General features: G+C 61.0%; 13 protein-coding genes, 2 tRNA genes and 3 rRNA genes. 12 read left to right on the top strand and 6 right to left on the bottom strand.

Annotation, left to right across the window (positions count from 1 at the left end):
- Window positions 1–47: 47 nt before the first annotated feature.
- From AC0IYS_RS27380 to AC0IYS_RS27325, 12 genes are all read left to right on the top strand, one after another.
- Window positions 48–1,715, top strand: coding sequence for a phosphoethanolamine transferase (locus AC0IYS_RS27380; protein WP_471708122.1), 1,668 nt, complete (start codon window positions 48–50; stop codon window positions 1,713–1,715).
- A gap of 10 nt (window positions 1,716–1,725) precedes the next feature.
- Entirely contained in the window at window positions 1,726–2,415 is a 690-nt protein-coding gene (locus AC0IYS_RS27375) for a phosphatase PAP2 family protein (RefSeq protein WP_471708121.1), read from the top strand.
- A gap of 59 nt (window positions 2,416–2,474) precedes the next feature.
- On the top strand, window positions 2,475–3,947 hold the full coding sequence (locus AC0IYS_RS27370) for a DUF2868 domain-containing protein (RefSeq protein WP_471708120.1): 1,473 nt from the start codon (window positions 2,475–2,477) through the stop codon (window positions 3,945–3,947).
- Entirely contained in the window at window positions 3,944–5,422 is a 1,479-nt protein-coding gene (locus AC0IYS_RS27365) for a GTPase domain-containing protein (protein WP_471708119.1), read from the top strand. The genes AC0IYS_RS27370 and AC0IYS_RS27365 overlap by 4 nt, the downstream gene beginning before the upstream one ends.
- 395 nt (window positions 5,423–5,817) lie before the next feature.
- A 16S ribosomal RNA gene (locus tag AC0IYS_RS27360) occupies window positions 5,818–7,348 on the top strand.
- Between the two features lie 79 nt (window positions 7,349–7,427).
- A tRNA-Ile gene (locus AC0IYS_RS27355) sits at window positions 7,428–7,504 on the top strand.
- 23 nt (window positions 7,505–7,527) lie between these two features.
- Window positions 7,528–7,603, top strand: a tRNA-Ala gene (locus tag AC0IYS_RS27350).
- A gap of 230 nt (window positions 7,604–7,833) precedes the next feature.
- Window positions 7,834–10,706: ribosomal RNA gene (locus AC0IYS_RS27345) — 23S ribosomal RNA — on the top strand.
- Window positions 10,707–10,835: 129 nt separating this feature from the next.
- Window positions 10,836–10,948, top strand: a 5S ribosomal RNA gene (gene rrf, locus AC0IYS_RS27340).
- The 16S, 23S and 5S rRNA genes sit together here with 2 tRNA genes alongside, the layout of an rRNA operon.
- A 124-nt stretch (window positions 10,949–11,072) precedes the next feature.
- Window positions 11,073–13,097 (top strand): esterase-like activity of phytase family protein, encoded by a 2,025-nt coding sequence (locus AC0IYS_RS27335; RefSeq protein WP_471708118.1) that lies wholly within the window; start codon window positions 11,073–11,075, stop codon window positions 13,095–13,097.
- A 97-nt stretch (window positions 13,098–13,194) separates the two neighbouring features.
- Complete coding sequence (locus AC0IYS_RS27330; protein ID WP_471708117.1) at window positions 13,195–15,213, top strand: FxDxF family PEP-CTERM protein; 2,019 nt, start codon at window positions 13,195–13,197, stop codon at window positions 15,211–15,213.
- A 68-nt stretch (window positions 15,214–15,281) separates the two neighbouring features.
- Window positions 15,282–16,193 carry a phytanoyl-CoA dioxygenase family protein gene (locus AC0IYS_RS27325; protein WP_471708116.1) on the top strand — a complete coding sequence of 304 codons (912 nt, stop codon included), beginning with the start codon at window positions 15,282–15,284 and terminating at the stop codon, window positions 16,191–16,193.
- Here AC0IYS_RS27325 and AC0IYS_RS27320 read toward each other — a convergent pair.
- The 6 genes from AC0IYS_RS27320 to cbiB are packed head-to-tail and all read right to left on the bottom strand — an operon-like array spanning window position 16,177 to window position 22,602.
- Window positions 16,177–17,589, bottom strand: a complete 1,413-nt coding sequence (locus AC0IYS_RS27320) for a DHA2 family efflux MFS transporter permease subunit (RefSeq protein WP_471708115.1) — start codon at window positions 17,587–17,589, stop codon at window positions 16,177–16,179. The genes AC0IYS_RS27325 and AC0IYS_RS27320 overlap by 17 nt on opposite strands.
- A gap of 36 nt (window positions 17,590–17,625) precedes the next feature.
- The gene (gene bluB, locus AC0IYS_RS27315) at window positions 17,626–18,309 is read right to left on the bottom strand and encodes a 5,6-dimethylbenzimidazole synthase (protein WP_471708114.1); all 684 of its coding nucleotides are present in this window, start codon (window positions 18,307–18,309) and stop codon (window positions 17,626–17,628) included.
- On the bottom strand, window positions 18,306–19,739 hold the full coding sequence (locus AC0IYS_RS27310) for a cobyric acid synthase (RefSeq protein ID WP_471708947.1): 1,434 nt from the start codon (window positions 19,737–19,739) through the stop codon (window positions 18,306–18,308). The genes bluB and AC0IYS_RS27310 overlap by 4 nt, the downstream gene beginning before the upstream one ends.
- A gap of 25 nt (window positions 19,740–19,764) precedes the next feature.
- Window positions 19,765–20,661, bottom strand: coding sequence for a cobalamin-binding protein (locus AC0IYS_RS27305; RefSeq protein ID WP_471708946.1), 897 nt, complete (start codon window positions 20,659–20,661; stop codon window positions 19,765–19,767).
- A gap of 2 nt (window positions 20,662–20,663) precedes the next feature.
- Window positions 20,664–21,644: a threonine-phosphate decarboxylase CobD gene (gene cobD / locus AC0IYS_RS27300; RefSeq protein ID WP_471708113.1), complete on the bottom strand. Its 981-nt coding sequence runs from the start codon at window positions 21,642–21,644 to the stop codon at window positions 20,664–20,666.
- Window positions 21,637–22,602 (bottom strand): adenosylcobinamide-phosphate synthase CbiB, encoded by a 966-nt coding sequence (gene cbiB / locus AC0IYS_RS27295; RefSeq protein WP_471708111.1) that lies wholly within the window; start codon window positions 22,600–22,602, stop codon window positions 21,637–21,639. Before cbiB ends, cobD begins: the two co-directional genes overlap by 8 nt.
- Between the last annotated feature and the right edge of the window lie 2 nt (window positions 22,603–22,604).

Genomic DNA, 22,604 nt, shown 5'->3' with positions numbered 1-22,604 from the left:
CGTTGAACATACATCCGAACTTAACGCTTAGCCATCATCGCGCGCGCTTGCTGCCACTGTTGCGCGTCACACCGTTGTTGCGTGTGCCGCACGTCCATGTGCAGTACCTGATCCTGGCGGTGGCCGCTTTCTTTGTACTCGTGTACAACTTTAGCTTTTGGCAAACGTTCTTTGTCGCCACCGGCGGCTTCCAGTTGGCCAATGTGCCGCTGTATCTCGCATCGTTCACGCTGCTGGCGCTGGCCTTCAACGCCTTTCTGACACTGTTCAGTTTCCGCTATGTGATCAAGCCGGTGCTGATCCTGCTGTTTTTCGTCACGGCCTTCAGCAGCTATTTCATGAACCGCTACGGCATCGCCATCGACGCTTCGATGCTGCAGAACGTCATGGAAACCGATGTGCATGAGGCTACCGAGCTGTTCAGCTGGAGCCTGGTGCTGACGATTTCCTTGCTGGGGGTGCTGCCGTCGGTGCTGGTGTATCGCCTCAAACTGGCGTTTCCGCCGCTGCGCCGCGCGCTGCTGATCAATCCCGCCGTGATCGTCGTGTCCTTGCTGGTGGCCGGCGTCTTGATGATGGGATTCTTCAAGACCTTGGCGCCGGCCGTGCGCGAGTACCGCCAGATGCGCTTCCTGCTGACGCCGACAAATGTCATCCAGGCCGGAAACTCTTTCGTCAAGCGTAAAATGGCGCGCGCAATGGTGATTGCGCCGCTGGGCAGCGACGCCATGAAGGGCACCTTGTGGGCGCAGCAAAAACGCCGCACGGTGACCATCATGGTGGTCGGCGAAACCGCGCGTGCGATGAACTTCTCGCTCAACGGCTACCAGCGCGACACCAATCCATTGCTGTCGCGCCAGGCCGGCCTGCTCAACTTCAGCAATGTGCAATCGTGCGGTACGGCAACGGCGATTTCCGTTCCCTGCCTGTTTTCCGGTTTCGCCCGCGTCGATTATTCGGACGATAAGGCGAAGGCGCGGGAGGGCTTGCTTGACGTGCTCAGCCACGCGGGCTTGCAAGTGCTGTGGCGCGACAATAATTCGGGTTGCAAAGGCGTGTGCGACCGCGTGGCGTATGAGGACATGTCGCAGCCGAAGGCCGGCGATCCGTTCTGTAACCAGGAGGAGTGCTTCGACGAGCGCATGCTGCAGGGCCTGCCGGAAATCATCCGCAACGCCAAGCAGGATCTGGTCATCGTGCTGCACCAGAAGGGCAGCCACGGGCCGGCGTACTGGAAGCGCTATCCGCCCGCGTTCCAGCGTTTCGGTCCCGTTTGCACCAGCAACGAGCTGGAGAAGTGTTCGCGTGAATCCATCGTGGCCGCATACGACAATACCATCGCCTATACCGACTATTTCCTGAGCAAGACCATCGACCTGCTGCGCGCGGCCGGCGCCGCCGACAACGTCGATACCGCCTTCATGTATTTTTCGGACCACGGCGAATCGCTGGGCGAAAAGAATATGTATCTGCACGGCGCGCCGTATTTCATTTCGCCGGATGAGCAGCGCCATGTTCCCTTTATGCTGTGGCTGGACCAGGGCTACCGCGACCGTTTCAACCTGGACCAGCGCTGCCTGGAGGCGCGGCGTGGACAGGAGTTCTCGCACGACAACGTGTTCCATTCTTTCCTCGGCATGCTGAACATCAGCACGGCCGTCTACAACCCTCGACTTGATATTTTCCATGCTTGCACGCTCGCTAACCAGTCTTAAACCAAGAGGCGTGCTGCGCACCATCGACGTTGTCATGTTCGTATCGGCCGTCCTGATCGTCTGGATCGGCAACTACACCAATATCGATCTGGCGCTGGCCGACGCCATGTTCGACCGCGCCAGCGGGACGTTCCCCTGGCGTCATGCCTGGCTGGCCGAACGGTTCAATCACGACATATTGAAGACCATCTTGCAGGTATTGGGCGTGATGGCCGTGGCGCTGGCCGCGTGGGATTGGGCGCGGCCACAGCCGTATTGGACCGCGCCGCGCCGCACCGGCTTGCGCGTGCTGGCGCTGTCGGCCATCCTGGTGCCGACTTGCATTAGCGTGCTGAAACACTTCAGCGATTCGCATTGCCCTTGGGATTTGCAGCGCTATGGCGGCCGCGAGCCCTATGTGCGGCTGCTGGAGATGTTGCCTGTGGGCGTGTCGCCGGGGCAGTGCCTGCCTGGCGGCCACGCGTCGAGCGCGCTGTGGCTGGTGGCGTTGGCCGTTTTCTGGTTGCCGCATCGGCCCCGGATGGCGGCCGCCGTCGGCGGCTTGATGCTGGCCTTCGGCCTGACCGTCGGCTGGATGCAGCAATTGCGCGGCGCGCATTTCCTCACGCACACGCTCTGGTCGATGTGGGTTGCCGTATTCGTCGTTGTCGTTCTCTACCGCACGCTGAAACCTGCCGAACGGCGTGCGGAATTGGCCTGATTCGCTAAATTGGTTCACAATCCTGTCGAGTTGTCGCTTTGACCAAACACAGGAGCACTATGAACGAGCAGATTGCCAGGGACGTCGTCTTGGTGCGCGCCATCGAATTGGCCGACCAGAAGAAGGAAGTGCTCAGCGAGGACGACCGCATGTACGCCAGCCGCAGCGCGCGCGAACTGGCGCAGTGGCAGGCCTCGGACAAGCATGCGGACGTCACGCCCGACGATTTCCTGCAGCAGCGCTCGGAACAGATACTCAAACGCCTCGCCGAGCGGACGCCGGCGTTTGCCGGCTTCGCCAAGCGGTCGACCGGTTTGCGGGCGCTGGCGTGGCTGTTGCCGGTGCTGGCCCTGGCGCTGGGCGCCGCGCTCGACCGCATCACCGATCCGCACCGCGTCGATCTGCTGTCGGCGCCGCTGTTGCTGATCATTGCCTGGAATTTGCTGGTCTATCTGGGCTTGTTGATCAGTCTGTTCATCCCGGCGCGCGTCAACGGCGGGCCGAAGTCGGGCTTGATACGCCGCCTCAGCGTGGGCAAGCTGGCGGTGCCGCGCAAGGTGCCGCCGGTGCTGGCGACCGGATTGCTGGGCTTTATGGGCGAATGGTCGCAACTGAGCGCCAAGCTGACGGCGGCCCGGCTCAGCCGTACCATCCACCTGAGCGCGGCCATGTTCGCGCTCGGCGCGGTGCTCTCTTTATATGGACGTGGTCTGCTGTCGCAATATGCGGCCGGCTGGGAAAGCACCTTCCTCGACGCCACGCAGGTGCACACCCTGCTGTCCTTGTTGTTTGCGCCAGCCATTGCCGTCTTCCAGTTGCAGGGCTTCACCCTGGCCGAGATCGAGGCGCTGCGCTTTCCGCAGACCACGGCGCCCGAAGGCGGCGCCCGCTGGGTGCATCTGTACGCGGCGACGATCTTCCTGCTGGTCGTGCTGCCGCGCCTGCTGCTGGCGCTGGTGGCCAACTGGCGCGCGGCGCGGCTGAGCCGGCGTTTCCCGCTCGACCTCGATCAGCCATATTTCCGCAAGCTGAACGAGACCATCGGCGCCGCAACCGGCGGCATGCTGCGCGTGTTGCCGTTCAGCTTTACCGTCGACGAGGCCCGGCATCGGGGTTTGGGGCAGATCGCCATCATGCTGTTTAGCGAGCAGGGCCGCATGATGCTGCGGCCGTCGACCTCCTACGGCGAGGAGCCGCGCGAGGTGCTGCGCGACGTCGACCTCAACGATCCGAACGTCACCATGACGGCGGTGCTATTCAATTTGACCGCGACGCCTGAAAAGGAAAACCATGGCGCGTTTCTCGATTATCTGGTGAAAGCCTCGCCGCGCGGCATCGCCGTGCTGCTCGACGAATCCTCGTTTGTGGAGCGCATGGGCCAGGCCGACCAGCGCGGCCTGGCCGAGAGAACCGCCCTGTGGCAGGAGTTCTGCCATTTCCACCAGACCACGGCGACCGTTGTGAATCTGCTGAATCCTTCCATCCACCCGCTCGACGCCGGCGTCGGGCTGAAAATGTCGGCTGCCGCATGAACGTTTCGATTGAAAAAGCCGCTGCGGACGCGGTGCAAATCCAGTTCGCACTGATTTCGCATACCAATAATGGCAAGACCACGTTGGCGCGCACCCTGGTCGGCATGGACATCGGCGAGGTGCGCGACGCCGCCCACGTCACCATCTTCGCCGAGTCGCACACCCTGCTGACGACGCCGCAGGGCGACAGCCTGCAATTGTGGGATACGCCGGGTTTCGGCGACTCTGTCCGCCTGCTCAAGCGGCTGGGGCAGTCGGGCAACCCGATCGGCTGGTTCTTGCGGGAAGTGCTGGACCGCTACCGCGACCGGCCGTTCTGGCTCAGCCAGAACGCCTTGCGCACCGCCAAGGAATCGGCGGACGTCGTTCTTTATCTGGTCAACTCCTCGGAAAATCCGAAAGATGCCGGCTATGTGCCGGCGGAAATGAAGATACTGGAGTGGATCGGCAAGCCGGTGGTAGTCTTGCTGAACCAGACCGGACGGCCCCGTCCCGCCGCCGAAGAACAGGCGGAGCAGGGGCGTTGGCGCGAGCATCTGGCGCAATACCCGGCGGTGCGCGAGGTGTTGGCGCTGGATGCCTTTGCCCGCTGCTGGGTGCATGAGCGCGTCTTCTATGAAGTGGTGGGGAAATTGCTCGATCCGTCGCAGCAGGCCGGTTACGCCCGTTTGTTCGCGACGTGGGAAGCGGCCAACGTGCGCCGCTACGATCACGCGATCCGCTTGCTGGCCAAACAGTTGGCGGCTGCCGCGCGCGATAGCGAGGCGGTCGAGGCCGTGCCTTCGAGCATGCTCAAATCGGCGCTGAAGGTGGTGGGCATCGGCAAGAACGACGAGCAGCAGCGCCAAGACCGTGCCATGGGCAATCTGATCGCGCGGCTGAACCAGGCGACGGTCGAATCGACGCGCGAACTGCTGATCCTGCACCAGCTCGACCCAACCGACGCCGGCAAGATCAACGAGCGTGTGCGCGAAAACTTCGCTGTGCGCGCTCCTATCGATAAGGCGCAGGCTGGATTACTGGGCGCCGTGATCTCGGGCGCGGCGACCGGCTTGTCCGCCGACGTGATGGCGGGCGGGCTGACTTTGGGCGGCGGCGCCTTGCTGGGCGGCGTGGTCGGCGCATTGACGTTTGCCGGCGCGGCTTGGGGTTTCAACTCCAGTACCGACCGCAATCAGGCCGCCGTGCAATTTACCGACGCCTTTATGCGTAATCTGGTGGTGGTCGGCATTCTGCGCTATCTGGCGGTGGCCCATTTCGGACGCGGACGCGGCAACTTCGTCGAAAACGAGGCGCCGGCCTTCTGGCAGGAGGAGGTAGAGCAGGCGGTGGCGCAGCACGACGCCGCTTTGGTTGCATTATGGAACGACCTGCGCCGGGATAAGGCCGACACGGAAGCGGCGACGGCGCTGATCAAACAGATCGCCACCTCGACACTGGTGCGACTTTACCCTGATGTTGCAGTCAGGCTTTAAAAGTCCTTGCGGTAATTGTTGCCGCTTGCTATAGTTCGCCCCCTCGCAGAACGACGTACACTATACGGCGTGAAACGAAGAAGATGAAGAAAAAGAAGTGCTTGACGAAAGATTCGAAACGCCTCATAATCTTGCCTCTTCGCTGATGAACACAACGCTTCTTCAGCAAGCAGTACCAAGCAGTACCGAATAAAGTTCTTTAAAAATTAACAGTCGATAAGTGTGGACGTTTGATGAAAGTGCACGCGGAGCTTCGGTTCCGCGATACTTAAAATATCAAATGTTCACAAGAAGTAATGAAATAGGCGCTACGAAAGTAGTGGCCTGTCAGTATTTTGAGTGAGCGACCTCTTAGCAATAAGAGTGCCGGTAAAACGGCAAAAGTAACAGAGATTAAACTGAAGAGTTTGATCCTGGCTCAGATTGAACGCTGGCGGCATGCCTTACACATGCAAGTCGAACGGCAGCGCGGGGCAACCTGGCGGCGAGTGGCGAACGGGTGAGTAATATATCGGAACGTACCCTGGAGTGGGGGATAACGTAGCGAAAGTTACGCTAATACCGCATACGATCTAAGGATGAAAGTGGGGGATTCGCAAGAACCTCATGCTCCTGGAGCGGCCGATATCTGATTAGCTAGTTGGTAGGGTAAAAGCCTACCAAGGCATCGATCAGTAGCTGGTCTGAGAGGACGACCAGCCACACTGGAACTGAGACACGGTCCAGACTCCTACGGGAGGCAGCAGTGGGGAATTTTGGACAATGGGCGCAAGCCTGATCCAGCAATGCCGCGTGAGTGAAGAAGGCCTTCGGGTTGTAAAGCTCTTTTGTCAGGGAAGAAACGGGTCTTTCTAATACAGAGATCTAATGACGGTACCTGAAGAATAAGCACCGGCTAACTACGTGCCAGCAGCCGCGGTAATACGTAGGGTGCAAGCGTTAATCGGAATTACTGGGCGTAAAGCGTGCGCAGGCGGTTTTGTAAGTCTGTTGTGAAATCCCCGGGCTCAACCTGGGAATGGCAATGGAGACTGCAAGGCTAGAGTTTGGCAGAGGGGGGTAGAATTCCACGTGTAGCAGTGAAATGCGTAGATATGTGGAGGAACACCGATGGCGAAGGCAGCCCCCTGGGTCAAAACTGACGCTCATGCACGAAAGCGTGGGGAGCAAACAGGATTAGATACCCTGGTAGTCCACGCCCTAAACGATGTCTACTAGTTGTCGGGTCTTAATTGACTTGGTAACGCAGCTAACGCGTGAAGTAGACCGCCTGGGGAGTACGGTCGCAAGATTAAAACTCAAAGGAATTGACGGGGACCCGCACAAGCGGTGGATGATGTGGATTAATTCGATGCAACGCGAAAAACCTTACCTACCCTTGACATGGATGGAATCCCGGAGAGATTTGGGAGTGCTCGAAAGAGAACCATCACACAGGTGCTGCATGGCTGTCGTCAGCTCGTGTCGTGAGATGTTGGGTTAAGTCCCGCAACGAGCGCAACCCTTGTCATTAGTTGCTACGAAAGGGCACTCTAATGAGACTGCCGGTGACAAACCGGAGGAAGGTGGGGATGACGTCAAGTCCTCATGGCCCTTATGGGTAGGGCTTCACACGTCATACAATGGTACATACAGAGCGCCGCCAACCCGCGAGGGGGAGCTAATCGCAGAAAGTGTATCGTAGTCCGGATTGTAGTCTGCAACTCGACTGCATGAAGTTGGAATCGCTAGTAATCGCGGATCAGCATGTCGCGGTGAATACGTTCCCGGGTCTTGTACACACCGCCCGTCACACCATGGGAGCGGGTTTTACCAGAAGTAGGTAGCTTAACCGCAAGGAGGGCGCTTACCACGGTAGGATTCGTGACTGGGGTGAAGTCGTAACAAGGTAGCCGTATCGGAAGGTGCGGCTGGATCACCTCCTTTCTAGAGTGGCACTGAATCAGCAATGATTCACTCATCAAGCGTTCACACTTATCGACTGTCAATATAAAGAACAGCATTTGGGGCTGTAGCTCAGCTGGTTAGAGCACCGTGTTGATAACGCGGGGGTCGTTGGTTCGAGTCCAACCAGCCCTACCAGTTTCTGCCTGTAGTAAATCTCAGGGGGATTAGCTCAGCTGGGAGAGCACCTGCTTTGCAAGCAGGGGGTCGTCGGTTCGATCCCGTCATCCTCCACCAAAAAGTTCAAATGCAAGCAACGCCAAGCGGCGTATGTTTATGTTTGATCTTTTAGAGATCAAGTGCTGTACGTTCTTTAACAATCTGGAAGAAGTAAGTAAATTTTTATTGATCGTGTCACCGACAGGTGACGCGATGGGTAATGATTGTATGTATCAACAAACGCAACAACGTAGTACTTCTTATTCCTATAAACGCTCCTTGTTTAGTCGCAGGGGCTAACGTTATAGGGACAAGTGAATAAGTGCACATGGTGGATGCCTTGGCGATTACAGGCGATGAAGGACGTAGTAGCTTGCGATAAGCTGCGGGGAGCTAGCAAACAAGCTTTGATCCGCAGATTTCCGAATGGGGAAACCCGGCCTTTTAGGTCATTGCATACTGAATACATAGGTATGCAAAGCGAACGCGGCGAACTGAAACATCTAAGTAGCTGCAGGAAAATAAATCAACCGAGATTCCCAAAGTAGTGGCGAGCGAAATGGGAAGAGCCTGCACGTTTTAGCATGACGCATAACAGAATCCTCTGGAAATAGGAGCCATAGCGGGTGATAGCCCCGTATGTGAAATGCGATGTGTGGAACTAAGCGTGCGACAAGTAGGGCGGGACACGAGAAATCCTGTCTGAATATGGGGGGACCATCCTCCAAGGCTAAATACTCGTAATCGACCGATAGTGAACCAGTACCGTGAGGGAAAGGCGAAAAGAACCCCGGGAGGGGAGTGAAATAGATCCTGAAACCGTGTGCATACAAACAGTAGGAGCGGACTTGTTCCGTGACTGCGTACCTTTTGTATAATGGGTCAGCGACTTACATTCAGTGGCAAGGTTAACCATATAGGGAAGCCGTAGAGAAATCGAGTCCGAACAGGGCGATAGTCGCTGGGTGTAGACCCGAAACCAAGTGATCTACTCATGGCCAGGATGAAGGTGCGGTAACACGCACTGGAGGTCCGAACCCACTAATGTTGAAAAATTAGGGGATGAGCTGTGGGTAGGGGTGAAAGGCTAAACAAACTTGGAAATAGCTGGTTCTCTCCGAAAACTATTTAGGTAGTGCCTCAAGTATCACCATCGGGGGTAGAGCACTGTTATGGCTAGGGGGTCATCGCGACTTACCAAACCATTGCAAACTCCGAATACCGATGAGTGCGAGCTTGGGAGACAGACGTCGGGTGCTAACGTCCGGCGTCAAGAGGGAAACAACCCAGACCGCCAGCTAAGGTCCCAAAGATTGGCTAAGTGGAAAACGAAGTGGGAAGGCTAAAACAGTCAGGATGTTGGCTTAGAAGCAGCCATCATTTAAAGAAAGCGTAATAGCTCACTGATCGAGTCGTCCTGCGCGGAAGATGTAACGGGGCTAAGCCAGTCACCGAAGCTGCGGATATGCGTAAGCATATGGTAGGAGAGCGTTCTGTAAGCCTGCGAAGGTGTCTTGTAAAGGATGCTGGAGGTATCAGAAGTGCGAATGCTGACATGAGTAGCGATAATGGGGGTGAAAAGCCCCCACGCCGTAAGCCCAAGGTTTCCTGTTCAACGTTCATCGGAGCAGGGTGAGTCGGCCCCTAAGGCGAGGCAGAGATGCGTAGCTGATGGGAAGCAGGTTAATATTCCTGCACCGTCGTATGATGCGATGGGGGGACGGATCGCGGAAGGTTGTCCAACTGTTGGAATAGTTGGTTGCTGCTTCATAGAAGGCGCTTAGGCAAATCCGGGCGCGTAATTCAAGGGAGTGGGACGAGAGACTTCGGTCTCGAAGCAATCGGAAGTGGTTCCAAGAAAAGCCTCTAAGCTTCAGTCATACGAGACCGTACCGCAAACCGACACAGGTGGGCGAGATGAGTATTCTAAGGCGCTTGAGAGAACTCGGGAGAAGGAACTCGGCAAATTGGTACCGTAACTTCGGGAAAAGGTACGCCCTTGTAGCTTGGCTGATTTACTTCAGTAGGGCGAACGGGTTGCAATAAACTGGTGGCTGCGACTGTTTAATAAAAACACAGCACTCTGCAAACACGAAAGTGGACGTATAGGGTGTGACGCCTGCCCGGTGCTGGAAGATTAAATGATGGGGTGCAAGCTCTTGATTGAAGTCCCAGTAAACGGCGGCCGTAACTATAACGGTCCTAAGGTAGCGAAATTCCTTGTCGGGTAAGTTCCGACCTGCACGAATGGCGTAACGATGGCCACACTGTCTCCTCCCGAGACTCAGCGAAGTTGAAGTGTTTGTGATGATGCAATCTACCCGCGGCTAGACGGAAAGACCCCATGAACCTTTACTGTAGCTTTGCATTGGACTTTGAATCAATCTGTGTAGGATAGGTGGGAGGCTTTGAAGCGGGGACGCCAGTTCTCGTGGAGCCAACCTTGAAATACCACCCTGGTTCATTTGAGGTTCTAACCTTGGCCCGTTATCCGGGTCGGGGACAGTGCATGGTAGGCAGTTTGACTGGGGCGGTCTCCTCCTAAAGTGTAACGGAGGAGTTCGAAGGTACGCTAGGTACGGTCGGACATCGTGCTAATAGTGCAATGGCATAAGCGTGCTTAACTGCGAGACTGACAAGTCGAGCAGGTACGAAAGTAGGACATAGTGATCCGGTGGTTCTGTATGGAAGGGCCATCGCTCAACGGATAAAAGGTACTCTGGGGATAACAGGCTGATTCCTCCCAAGAGTTCATATCGACGGGGGAGTTTGGCACCTCGATGTCGGCTCATCACATCCTGGGGCTGTAGCCGGTCCCAAGGGTATGGCTGTTCGCCATTTAAAGTGGTACGTGAGCTGGGTTTAAAACGTCGTGAGACAGTTTGGTCCCTATCTGCCGTGGGCGTTGGAAATTTGAAGGGGGCTGCTCCTAGTACGAGAGGACCGGAGTGGACAGACCTCTGGTGTACCGGTTGTCACGCCAGTGGCATTGCCGGGTAGCTAAGTCTGGAAGAGATAACCGCTGAAAGCATCTAAGCGGGAAACTTGCCTTAAGATGAGATTTCCCAGAGCCTTGAGCTCTTTGAAGGGTCGTTCGAGACCAGGACGTTGATAGGTCAGGTGTGGAAGTGCAGTAATGCATTAAGCTAACTGATACTAATTGCCCGTACGGCTTGTCCCTATAACCTTAGCAGGTTGTGGTGAATGAGAAGTGCGTTGAGCGTTCGTTGATACAACTTCATTACCCCATTTACTTACTTCTCCAGATTCTGGGCAACGTTCACAAGAACGCGGCTCGTACAAGTCAATGCCTGATGACCATAGCAAGTTGGTCCCACCCCTTCCCATCCCGAACAGGACCGTGAAACAACTCTGCGCCGATGATAGTGCTGCAACCAGTGTGAAAGTAGGTTATCGTCAGGCTAGTTATAAGAAGAAGCCCCTTCTGGTGATCCAGTTGGGGCTTTTTTGCGTCCATATTTCTCGTCACACTCTGGTCACATAGCCCCGCTAGACTTGCCTCTTTTTCAATTTGAGGCCCGTTAGCATGAAAACTCTTTCCTTATTGTCGCTCGCTGTATTCTCCGTCCTGGCCGGCTGCGGTGGCAGCGATAACGAGGCGCCAGTTCGCCAGTCGATGACCGGCGTGTTCCTCGATGGCGCGGTGGAGAACCTGGATTATGTCGCCGGCACCGCCGCCAAAGCCAGCACGACTTCCAAAGGCGAGTTCACGTGTTACGCTGGCGACACCGTCAGCTTCAGTATCGGCGGTATTGCCCTGGGCAGCGCACCGTGCGCGGCCACCATCACGCCGCTGCAACTGGCTGGCGTTACCGACATCAAGGACGTCAAAGTGATCAACCGCTTGCTGGCCCTGCAGCTGCTGGACGAAGACAGCGATCCGTCGAACGGCATCAAGCTGGCCGCCGACGTGAAAACCGCGCTCGCATCCAAAAGCGCGGACTTCGGCGCGTCCGCCTCCACCTTCAATACCGCCATGACCGACAACTTGAAAGCCGCCGGCGCCAAGTACGCCGCCCGCACCGTCGACGACAACCGTCGCGGCCTTGTACGTGAACACTTCGAAGACACGCTGGCCTCCAAGGTCGGCACGCCGGTCAACGAATCCTTCACGCAGAAGACCCAACTCGGCGATGTCGCTGTCAGCGTGACCCGCTATCAAATCCAGGCGGCCAACAATTTCTACATCCCTTACGAAGGCAGCAACGCCAAGGTCAAGGAAGATTTCCCGCTCGGCTTCTTGCCATCCTATGGTTCCTCGATCGCGTTCAAAGGCGTCGCCGCCAATGGCGACCTGGAGTTCTACGGCCTGACCGATCGCGGCCCCAACGGCGACGGTCCGAACCTGCCGTCGTTGAGCGGCACCGGCGTTACCGGCGCCAAGATCTTCCCGTCGCCTAGCTTCACGCCGGCGTTCGGCCTGATCACCGTCGGCAAATCCGGCGCGGTGCTGACAGCGTCGACGCCGATCAAGGTCTCGGCCAACGTCAATGCTTCCGGCCTGCCGGTTGCGCCTGGCTCGGTCGGCAATTCGGCCGAGTTGCCGGTGATGGATGTGATGAAGTACGACGCCGCCGGCAAAGCCACCTTCAACGCCGGCGGCCTGGACTCCGAAGCCATCGTCGTCGACAAGAAACGCAATGTGCTGTGGGTGTCGGACGAATACGGTCCGTTCATCGTCAAGATCGATCCGGCCACCGGCATCATCCTGAACAAGTACGCGCCCGGCAGCGGCTTGCCGGAAATCTTCCTCAAGCGCCGCGCCAATCGCGGCATGGAAGGCATGGCGCTCGACACCACCACCGACAAGCTGCACGCCTTCCTGCAAAGTCCGCTTTCCGACGGCAACGCGCCGTATTCGGTCACCGGCAAGAACGAGGCGGTCGAACGCTACGCGCGCTTTACCCGCTGGGTCGAGTTCGATCCGACCACCGGCACGTCCGGCAAGATGTACGCCTATCCGCTCGACGGCGCCGACTATCAGGATGGCCGCACCGGCAACGCCAAGCTGGGTGACGTGGTTGCGCTGGGCAACGGCAAGTTCATCGTGATCGAGCAGGGCGCGGCGCCGGGCGGCAAGGTATTTAACAAGCTGATGCTGGTGGAGATCGGCGCGGCGACCAACATCGCGGCGGCGGCCTACAACGTGACGACGTCGGATCTGGAAAAGAGCAGCATGGGCGGCGCGGCCGTCAATGGCGCAGACTGGAAGTCCGTGGTGGCGCTGAAGAAAACCCAGCTGCTCGACCTGAACGCGATCGGCTGGCTGGCGGAAAAGGCCGAAGGTTTGACCATCGTCGACGGCAACACGCTCGCGCTGGTCAACGACAACGACTTCGGCCTCAAAACCAAGGTCTACGACGCGGCCGGCGTGGCGGTGGACGACGCCGACGTCACCAAGTGCAATGTCGATGCAAATGGCGTCATCATCACCAGTAGCGCCGCCGGGTGCAATGCGGCCAACACGATCCGCGTCGCCCGTGGCGACGACCGCGAGCGTCCAAGCCGCCTGTGGCTGATCAAGTTCAGCAAGGCGTTGACGGCGTTTTAACGGAAGGAGGGGCGGGCCTGCGCCCGTCTGGCGTCACGATCTTGTCATAATTTTATGGGATATTGAAAGTTTGCTTACTACAATATCCGGGACAACTATGCAGATCACCTTGCCGAAAGCTTCCTCCGCCATCCAGGCCTTGCTGGTCGCGGCGACCTTGCCGCTGACCATGCAATCGGCCTTCGCCGCCGATTTCACCATCACCGGCGCCAATAGTACCGTCCGCACCCTCGGCAAGGACGACACCGGTACCGTGACTGCCAGCGGATCGCTGACAGTCGGCGGCGGCGCGGTGGCGGTGACCATCACCGGCAACAACGCGACACTCAACAACCAGGGCGGCATCCGCCAGACCGGCAGCGGCCGCGTGGTCCGCGACAACACGGGCGCCACCGGGCTGCTCATCATCAACGGCAGCGCCGCCAACGGCGCGGCGTTGATGCAGACCGCCGACGCCGATGTGATCCAGATGAACAAGGCCAATGCCAGCGTCACGCTGAACAACTATGGTTCGATGATCTCGCTCAACGCCAGCGCCGGCGGCGCCCAGGCGGTCGACTTCAGTTCCATCACCAGCGGCGCAAACGTCGTCAACAACTTCAGCGGCGGCCTGCTGCAGGCGACCGAGGCGGACGCGGTGCGCGCCGGCGTCAACGGCGTGGTCAACAACAACGGCACCATCCGCTCGATCACCATCACCGGCGCCAGCAGCGATGGCGTCGACGCCCAGGGCAACACCGGCATCAAGATTTTCAACGGTGCGACCGGCCTGATCGAGGGCGCCCGCCACGGCATCACCGGCGGACAGGACAAGGCCGGCGACAGCTTCGTTATCGACTTGACCAACCTGGCCGGCGGCGTGGTTCGTGGCAGCAACGGTTCCGGCATCAACCTGGACGGCTTTAACAAGAACCAGACCGCCAACATCATCAATCACGGCAGCATCATCGGCCACGGCGTCACCGGCGATGGCGACGGTCTGGACGTCGACGGTCTGGCCACCATCACCAACACCGGCATCATTCGCTCGGTCAACGCCTTCAGCGCGCCGGCCGACGGTCTGGCTTACAGCGAAGGCATCAGCTTCGGTGGCGGCGCCGTCACCAACAGCGGCATAATTGAAGGACTGGTCTCGGCGGGCAACGCCAACGCGGTCGGGCGCGGCATCACCTTGGCTGGTAACGATCTGAGCAACGGCACCCGCGAAGGATTGTATGGCAACGCGACGATCACCAATCAAGCCGGCGGTCTGATCCGCGGCCAGAGCGATTCGGCCATCGTCGCCGTCGGCGCCGCCAGCGGATATACCGTCACCATTCTGAACCAGGCTGGCGCCACGATCCAGGGCGGCGGCGCGACCAACGCCGCGATCAAGACCGGCGCCGACAATACCGTCATTGTCAGCGGCGGCAACATCAATGGCGCCAGCAGCGGCAAGGCCATCGAAATGGGCAGCGGTAGCAACAGCCTGACCATTACCGGCGGCAGCATCAACGGCGACATCAACGGTGGCGTCGGCGGCATGAACACGATGGTGGTCCAGGCCGGCGGCAGCTTCGCCTACGCCGGAGCGATTTCGAACTTTAACCGGGTCGAATTCAAAAGCGGCGATGTGGTCTTGTCCGGTGTGAGCACCTACTCCGGCGACACCGTACTGACTGGCGGCACCCTGACCCTGGATGGCGCCAACCGCATCGCCGCCGGCAGCCAGCTGATCCTGAACGGCGGCGCGCTGCGTCTGACCAACGCCGGCGCGGACGGCCAAACCTTCGCCAGCCTGTCGCTGCTCGACAACGCCTCGGTGCAGCTCGGTTCGTCCTCGCTGACTTTCAACGGACTGGGCGCTGTGGTCAGCGGCAAGACGCTGTCCTTCACCGAAGCCGTCACGGGCGCATACGCCTTCCGCCTGTTGGGCGACTATTCGGCCGACGCCAGCTTCCTGGCGTTGATCGGTATGACCAGCATCAACGGCCAGCGGGCGATGTTCAACTTCAACGGCGCCTACACCGACGTGACCGCTGCCGCCGCCGTGCCGGAACCGGCCACCTACGCCATGCTGTTGGGCGGGATGGGCTTGATCGGTGTCATGATCCGCCGTCGCAAGCAAGGGGTTTAGCCGATATCAAAGCGCCCGGGGCGGCGGGTTGTTACCTTCTGAGGGATGAACCCGGAAGGAATTTCCAAATGGAATATGCGCAGCTGACCCCCGGCCGCCGTTTCGCCCCTCTCCACAGCCTGTTGTATTACAGTCAGCGCATTGTCACGCGGCCCGCACTGCGCCGCATGGTGGTGCGCGCGCTGAGCGGCGCCTTGCGCGTGCGCCAAGGATCGGGAAAAGAGTTGTACGGCAATACAGCACAGGAGAAGGCCGCGCTGGCGGACCTGAGCGACAGCGGCTATGCGCCGCTGGGAAACTTGCTCGACAATGCGCAATGCGACGAGATCAAGGATTATCTAAAGAATAAGTCCTTGTTCGACCGCGACCGGGACCGCGCGGCGTTCACGCTGCTGCAGGCGCCCACCGGGGTGCGGGTGGCCGACTACCATTTACGCGACGTCATCGCCTGCCCGCACATCCTGGCGCTGGCCAACAGCCCGCCATTATTGGGCCTGGCCGCCCGCTACATGGACTGCAAGCCGACGATTTCCGCGCTCGGGCTGCGCTGGTCGTTTCCGGTGGAAGGGGATTGCAGCGCGCTGCAGGCTTTCCACCGCGACTCGGAGGACTGGCGCTATTTGAAAGTACTGGTCTACCTGACCGACGTCGATCTGGACGCCGGACCGCATGTGTATTTGCATGGCAGCCATCTGACCCAAGCGCCAATGCGCCTGCGTTTTTATTCCGACATCGAGATCTCCAGCGCCTACGGCGCCGACATGCTGTTGACGGCGGTCGGCTCGCGCGGGTTCTGCTTCGCCGTCGACACCGCCGGCATCCACAAGGGCACGGCGCCGGCGCGGCAACCGCGCCTGATGCTGCAGATCCAGTACTCGCTGCTGCCCAGCTATGCCTACCAGTACTCGCCCGAGGTGTATCAGGGCCCGCTGGTCCTCGACCCTTATGTGAACCGCCTGTTCGTCAAGCCGCCCGGCTAGCCGTGCCCTTGCTGAGGCTTTCGCCATCCTCCTTGCGCAGCGACCGGAAGGTCAGCGACGACAGCATTGTCAGCACCGCCAGCGTGATGAAGGCGTAGTGCAGCGCCGACGTCAGCGCCAGGCGGTTCGACTGCGGCAGGTCGCCGAGGAACCAGCCGGTGATCAGCGAGCCGGCGGCCAGGCCGAAACTCATCGACAGCTGCTGCATCGAACTGGCGATGGTGCTGGCCATGCTCGAATCGGCGTTGTCGACATCGGCGTAGGCGATGCTGTTCATGCTGGAGAACTGCAGCGAATTGAAAAAGCCCAGGCAAAGGCTGATCATCACGATCACGTACAGCGGCGTGCCCTGATGGACCAGCGCGTACATGGCGATGGTCGCGCCGATCAGCAGCGTGTTCACGGTGAGCACCTGGCGGTAGCCGAACCTGGCCAGCACGCGCGCCGAGATGAACTTCATGCCCATCGCGGCGGCGGCGGACGGCATCATCAGCAGGCCCGATTGCCAGGCCGGCAGGCCGAGGCCCAGCTGGTATAAAAGCGGCAGCAGGAACGGCAGGCCGCCCACGCCGATGCGCGTGACGAAGCCGCCCGCCACCGACACGCGGAAGGTGCGGATCTTGAACAGCGCTAGCCGCAGCAGCGGGAACTTGGCATCCTGCGCGTGCCACACATAGGCGGCCAGCAGGCTGCACGCGATCAGCAGCAGCACCGCCGCCGATGTCGCATCGAGTTTGTGTTCGCCGAAGACTTCCAGCAGCCATGACAGCAAGGCCACCCCGGTACCGAAGAGGACAAGGCCGATCAGGTCCAGCGGCCGCGCGCCGTCGCCCCGATAGTCCGGCATGTAGCGGTGGGCCAGGAAGATGGCCGCCAGGCCGACCGGCACGTTGACGAAGAAGATATCGCGCCACGTCAGCCAGTGGACGATCAAGCCGCCGACGGTGGGGCCGAGCAGGGGGCCTATCAGCGCCGGGATGATCACGAAATTCATCGCCGCCAGCAGCTCGGCCTTGGGAAAGGTGCGGATGATGGCCAGCCGTCCGACCGGCATCATCATCGCCGCGCCCAGGCCTTGCAGCAGCCGCGCCGCCACCAGCATCGGCGAATTGACGGACAGTCCGCACAGGATCGACGCCACCGTGAAAATCGCCACCGCCGACATGAAGACGCGCCGGGTGCCGAAGCGGTCGGCCATCCAGCCGCTGATGGGGATCGCCACCGCCAGGCTAAGGATGTAGCTGGTGACGACGGCTTTTAAGCTCAGCGGCGTGACCTGCAGGCTGACCGCCATGCTGGGAATCGCCGTGTTGACGATGGTCGAGTCCAACTGCTCCATGAAGAGGGCGGTGGCGACGACCCAGGGCAGGTAGCGTTTGGCGGCAGAAGTATCCATGCCTTCAATTGTCACATAAAAGGCGGGGGCAGGTCATTAGGCCGGATTGTATGGGGCGCCGGGTTTTTCGTCGACAACCGCTCCCCAGCGGTCCTCGAACATGATCTCGCTCAGCGGGCGGCGCTGGTCCCAGCGCTCCAGCTCCAGCATCGGCGCGGTGTAAAACTCCTCCACCTGCCCCACGCACAGCACCGCGATCGGCTGGCTGCCCTCCGGCATGCCGCAAATCTCGCGCAACCGTTGCGGATCGAACATCGACACCCAGCCCGCGCCGATACCCTCCGCGCGCGCGGCCAGCCAGAAGTTTTGCAGCGCGCACGATGCCGACGCCAGGTCCATCTCCGGCATGGTCCGGCGGCCGAACACATAGTTGTCACGCTTGTCGACCAGGCCCACCACCAACACTTCGGCGCAGGCCAGGATGCCTTCCACCTTCAGCTGCATGAACTCTTCCGCGCGTTTGCCCAGCGCCTCGGCGGTCTTGATACGCTCCTCGTTCACGTGCTGGTGGATGCTGGCGCGCAGCGCCGCACTGGCGATGCGGATAAAGCGCCACGGCTGCATCAAGCCGACACTAGGCCCGTTGTGCGCGGCGGCGATGAAGCGCAGCAGCTGTCCGTCCTCCAGCGGCCCTGGCTTGAAGTGGCGCACATCGCGCCGCTCGCGTATCGCGCGGTAGACGCCCTCGATTTCGGCGTCCGAAAAAGCGTGTCGATTCATGGCGCCTTCTTCAGCGCGATCAGGGCGTCGAGCAGTGGCTGGGTGGCGTCGGCGATGCGATCCAGGCTGGCTTCGCGCAGCGCCGAGGTATCGACCGTGTGTTCCGAATGCAGGCCGGCCCAGCGCAGCAGCGCGCCGCTGGCTTCCGGCGTATCGAACAGGCCATGCAGGTAGGTGCCCAGTATCTGGTCGTCGGCCGAACGCGCGCCCTCCGGCCGGCCGTCGATCAGGAACGCTGGCGACGCCAGCGCGCCGCCGGTCGAGGTGCCCATGTGGATTTCGTAGCCCGCCACGGTGGCGCCATCGGCGTCGAAGGCGCAGGTGCCACGGACTTGTTCCAGCCGTTTGTCGGCCGTCATTTCGGTGACCATGTCGAGCAGGCCGAGGGCGTCCGAGTCGCCGGCCTTGCCCTCGATGCCGAGGGGATCGGTGACGCTGCGGCCCAACATCTGGAAGCCGCCGCACACGCCGATCACTTTGCCGCCGTAGCGCAGGTGGCGGTCGATTTCCTTCGGCCAGCCTTGCGCGCGCAGCCATTCGAGATCGCCGCGCGTGTTCTTGCTGCCCGGGAGGATGATCAAATCCGCCTTGGGAATCGGCTCGCCCTGGCGCACGAAATGCAGGTCGACGGCGGGATGGGCGCGCAGCGCATCGAAGTCCGTGTGGTTGCTCATGCGCGGCAGGCTCGGTACCACCACGCGGAACGCGCCCTTGGACGCCTGCACCGGCTGCACCGCGTCCTCGGCGTCCAGGAACAGGCCGTGAAGATAGGGCAGCACGGCGAGCACCGGCTTGCCGGTCTGCTGTTCCAGCCATTCCAGGCCCGGTTCCAGCAGCTTGATATCGCCCCGAAAGCGGTTGATGACGAAACCGATCGTTCGCGCGCGCTCGCTCTCCGACAGGCAGGACAAGGTGCCGACGATGTGCGCGAACACGCCGCCGCGATCGATGTCGGCCACCAGCACCACCGGGCAGTCGACCTTTTCGGCAAAGCCCATGTTGGCGATGTCGCGGTCGCGCAGATTGATCTCCGCCGGACTGCCGGCGCCTTCGACGATCACGCTGTCGTACTGGGTCAGCAGGCGGTCGTGCGATTCCAGCACCGCCTGCATCGCCACGGTTTTGTATTGGTGGTAGTCGCGCGCGTTCATCTCGGCGCGCACTTTGCCATGGATGACGACCTGCGCGCCGATGTCGCTCGATGGCTTGAGCAGGACCGGATTCATGTCCGTGTGCGGCGCCAGGCCGGCGGCGATGGCTTGCAGCGCCTGCGCCCGGCCGATCTCGCCGCCGTCGGCGGTGACCGCGCTGTTGAGGGCCATGTTCTGCGGCTTGAACGGCACCACGCGCACGCCCCGGCGCTTGAGCAGGCGGCACAGGGCCGCGACCACGGTGCTCTTGCCGGCGTCCGAGGTGGTGCCCTGTACCATCAGGGTGGAATAGGGAAAGCTCACTTTAATTCTTCCTGTGCTGGCGTGCCAGTTCGATTTTTTCGCACAGGATGGAGGTGCCGGCGACCATGCGCGGGCCGGCGCGGTTCAGCAGCTCGCCGTCCAGGGTGAAGAGGTTGTCGTTGCGGACCGCTTTCATCGTGGTGTAAGGCTTCCACAGCGCGACGCCGCCATAATCCTTTTCGGCTGTGCCGAAGACCGCCTCCGGGTCGGCCTGCAGCACCGCTTCCACGCTGACCACGGGCGCCGTCGTTTTGAGCTCGGCAAAGATGTTGACGCCACCGCACAGGCGCATGGCGTCGCTGACAATGGACACGCCGTTGAGCGTGTAGAGCGGTTTGTCCCACACCTGGTAGAACATGCGCACCGGCGGGCGGTTGGAGTACTGTTTGGCCAGCGCCGCAAACTGCTTGCGAATGTCCGCAGCGGCGGGCTGCGCGACGTTCTCGGTGCCCATCAACTGGCCGAGGCGCAGCAGATTGTCGGGGATGCCGTCCAGTTTTAACGGCTCGCTATGGAAGATCGGAATGCCCAGTTGGCGCAGCGTTTCGATCTGGCGCTCGGAACTGCCGTGCATCCAGGCGACGATCAGGTCCGGCTTCATGGCGATCACGCGTTCCATGTCGATCTGGCGGTTGGTGCCGATACGCGGAATCTTCTTTGCCGCTTCCGGGAAATCGCTATACGTGACGGCGCCGACGATCCGGTCCCCGCCACCGGCCGCGTACAGCAGTTCCGTCACATGGGGCGCCATCGCGATGATCCGCTGGGCCGGCTTTTGCAGCGTGATCATGTTGCCGTCGTCGTCGCGCACGGTGATGGGGGCGGCGCTGGCGTCGGCGGCGGATAATCCGGCGGCGACGGCCGCTGTGCACAGGCAGAGCGCCGCGATTTGATTCATTTTCATTGGTTGGTCCATTCGTTCAATGCTTTTTGTAGGCGATTCCATCCCGCTTCGTCGGGAGGCAGGCCAAGGCGGATGCCGCGCGCGGCGTGCGTGAACAGCCGTACCCAGATGCCGCGTTCCGCCATGTGCTGCCAGAACGCCTCCGGCCGCGCCTCGCTCCACCACTGGAATAAAGGCGTGCCGTTCGATGCGATGCCGTGCGCGGACAGCAGCCGGCGCAGACGTTCGCCGCTGGCGTCGAGTTGTTCGCGCGTGCCGGCTTGCCATTGTTTGTCGCGCAGCGCGGCGATGGCGATGTGCTGGGCTGGACCGCTGATGGTCCAGGGGCCGAGGAGGTCCGCCAGGCCGCGCAGCAGGTCCGGATGGGCGGCGACGAAACCGAGGCGGATGCCGGCCAGCCCGAAGAATTTGCCGACCGAACGCAGTACGATCAGGCCCGGTCTGTCGCTATGGGCGGCGACGCTATTGTGCTCCGACGTGTCGCCGAAGGCTTCGTCGACGACCAGCCAGCCGCCGCGCGCAGCCAGTTGGTCCGCCCATTCCTGCAGCCGGGCTTTCGGCACCGTGGCGCCGGTGGGGTTGTTGGGATTGACGATGACCACGACGTCGTTGGCGGCGACCGCCGCATCCAGCTCTGCGTATGGTGTTTGGGTGAGAGTGTGACCGTGATCGCTCCAGTGATGCGCGTGCTCCGCGTACGACGGCGCGGTGACGGCCACGCGCGACGGCTTGCGCAAGCGGGGCAGCGCTTGTATCGCCGCCTGCGTGCCGGCCACCGGCAACATCAGCGGCGCGCCGTAGTAGGCCTGAGCCGCGCGCGCCAGTTCCGGATCGGCTTCGGGCAGGCGGTGCCACGCGTTGTCCGGGAGCGGCGGCGCCGGATACCAGCGCGGGTTGATGCCGGTCGACAGATCGAGCCAGTCGTCGCGGCCGAAACGCAACGCGGCGTCGCGCAGGTTGCCGCCGTGTTCAAGCATGCACGTACTCCAGGATAAACGCCGCGACCAGCGCGCAGGATAGCCACAGCGCCGTGGTGCGCACCACCAGATGCCATGCGCGGGCGATATCGGCGCCGGTGGCCGGTTCGCCCTGGCCCAGCGGCGGCCGTTCTTCGACCTCGCCGTCGTAGATTGCCGCGCCGCCCAGTTGCACGCCGAGCGCGCCGGCGCCGCTGGCCATGACCGGGCCGGCGTTCGGGCTGCTCCACGCCGGTGCTTGCGCGCGCCAGCATGCCCAGGCGCGCCGTTTTCCTTGCAATCCCGGCGCCAGCAGCACGTAGGAGAGCGCGGTCAGGCGCGCGGGCAGGTAATTGAGCGCGTCGTCCAGACGCGCGGCGGCGCAGCCGAATTGCAGCAGGCGGGGAGTGCGGTAGCCCCACATGGCGTCGAGCGTGTTCGCCATGCGGAACATGACCGCGCCAGGGCCGCCGGCGACGATAAACCAGAACAGCGTGCCGAAAACGGCGTCATTGCCGTTTTCAAGCAGGGATTCGGCGCTGGCCTTGGTCAGTTCGATTTCGCTGGCGCCGGTGGTATCGCGGCTGACGATGCGGGCCGTCAGCAAACGAGCGTTGGGCAGGTCGTCGCGCGCCAGCGCCTCGGCGATCGGCAAATTGTGGTCGCGCAGGCTGCGCAGGCCCAGCGCGAAGTACAGCATGAAGGCGTGCAGCGCGTACATCAACCATGCGCTTAGCGGTGCTGCCAGCCAAACCAGCAAGGCGGCGATGGCGCTCAGCGGGAGCACTGCCAGCGCCCAGGCCAGTACGCCGCGCCAGAAGCGCAAACCGCCGTGATTGAGGCGGCGTTCCAGCGCCATCGCCAGATTGCCGAAGCCGACCAGCGGATGCCAGCGGCGCGCCTCGCCCAGTAAAAAGTCCAGCAGTACGCCGGCCACCATCAACACCGCAACGGCGTAAAAGCTCAACCCTGACAGCACGG

Source organism: Duganella sp. AC237 (assembly GCF_979254035.1).
The sequence above is the reverse complement of the archived record's forward strand: the minus strand, read 5'-3'. Positions and strand labels throughout refer to the sequence as shown.

Bases quoted from the DNA above. Each gene is read 5' to 3' on its own strand.
- AC0IYS_RS27370 (WP_471708120.1), top strand. From the start codon at position 2,475: ATGAACGAGCAGATTGCCAGGGACGTCGTCTTGGTGCGCGCCATCGAA.
- AC0IYS_RS27365 (WP_471708119.1), top strand. From the start codon at position 3,944: ATGAACGTTTCGATTGAAAAAGCCGCTGCGGACGCGGTGCAAATCCAG.
- AC0IYS_RS27335 (WP_471708118.1), top strand. From the start codon at position 11,073: ATGAAAACTCTTTCCTTATTGTCGCTCGCTGTATTCTCCGTCCTGGCC.
- AC0IYS_RS27330 (WP_471708117.1), top strand. From the start codon at position 13,195: ATGCAGATCACCTTGCCGAAAGCTTCCTCCGCCATCCAGGCCTTGCTG.
- AC0IYS_RS27325 (WP_471708116.1), top strand. From the start codon at position 15,282: ATGGAATATGCGCAGCTGACCCCCGGCCGCCGTTTCGCCCCTCTCCAC.
- AC0IYS_RS27320 (WP_471708115.1), bottom strand. From the start codon at position 17,589: ATGGATACTTCTGCCGCCAAACGCTACCTGCCCTGGGTCGTCGCCACC.
- bluB (WP_471708114.1), bottom strand. From the start codon at position 18,309: ATGAATCGACACGCTTTTTCGGACGCCGAAATCGAGGGCGTCTACCGC.
- AC0IYS_RS27310 (WP_471708947.1), bottom strand. From the start codon at position 19,739: ATGGTACAGGGCACCACCTCGGACGCCGGCAAGAGCACCGTGGTCGCG.
- AC0IYS_RS27305 (WP_471708946.1), bottom strand. From the start codon at position 20,661: ATGAATCAAATCGCGGCGCTCTGCCTGTGCACAGCGGCCGTCGCCGCC.
- cobD (WP_471708113.1), bottom strand. From the start codon at position 21,644: ATGCTTGAACACGGCGGCAACCTGCGCGACGCCGCGTTGCGTTTCGGC.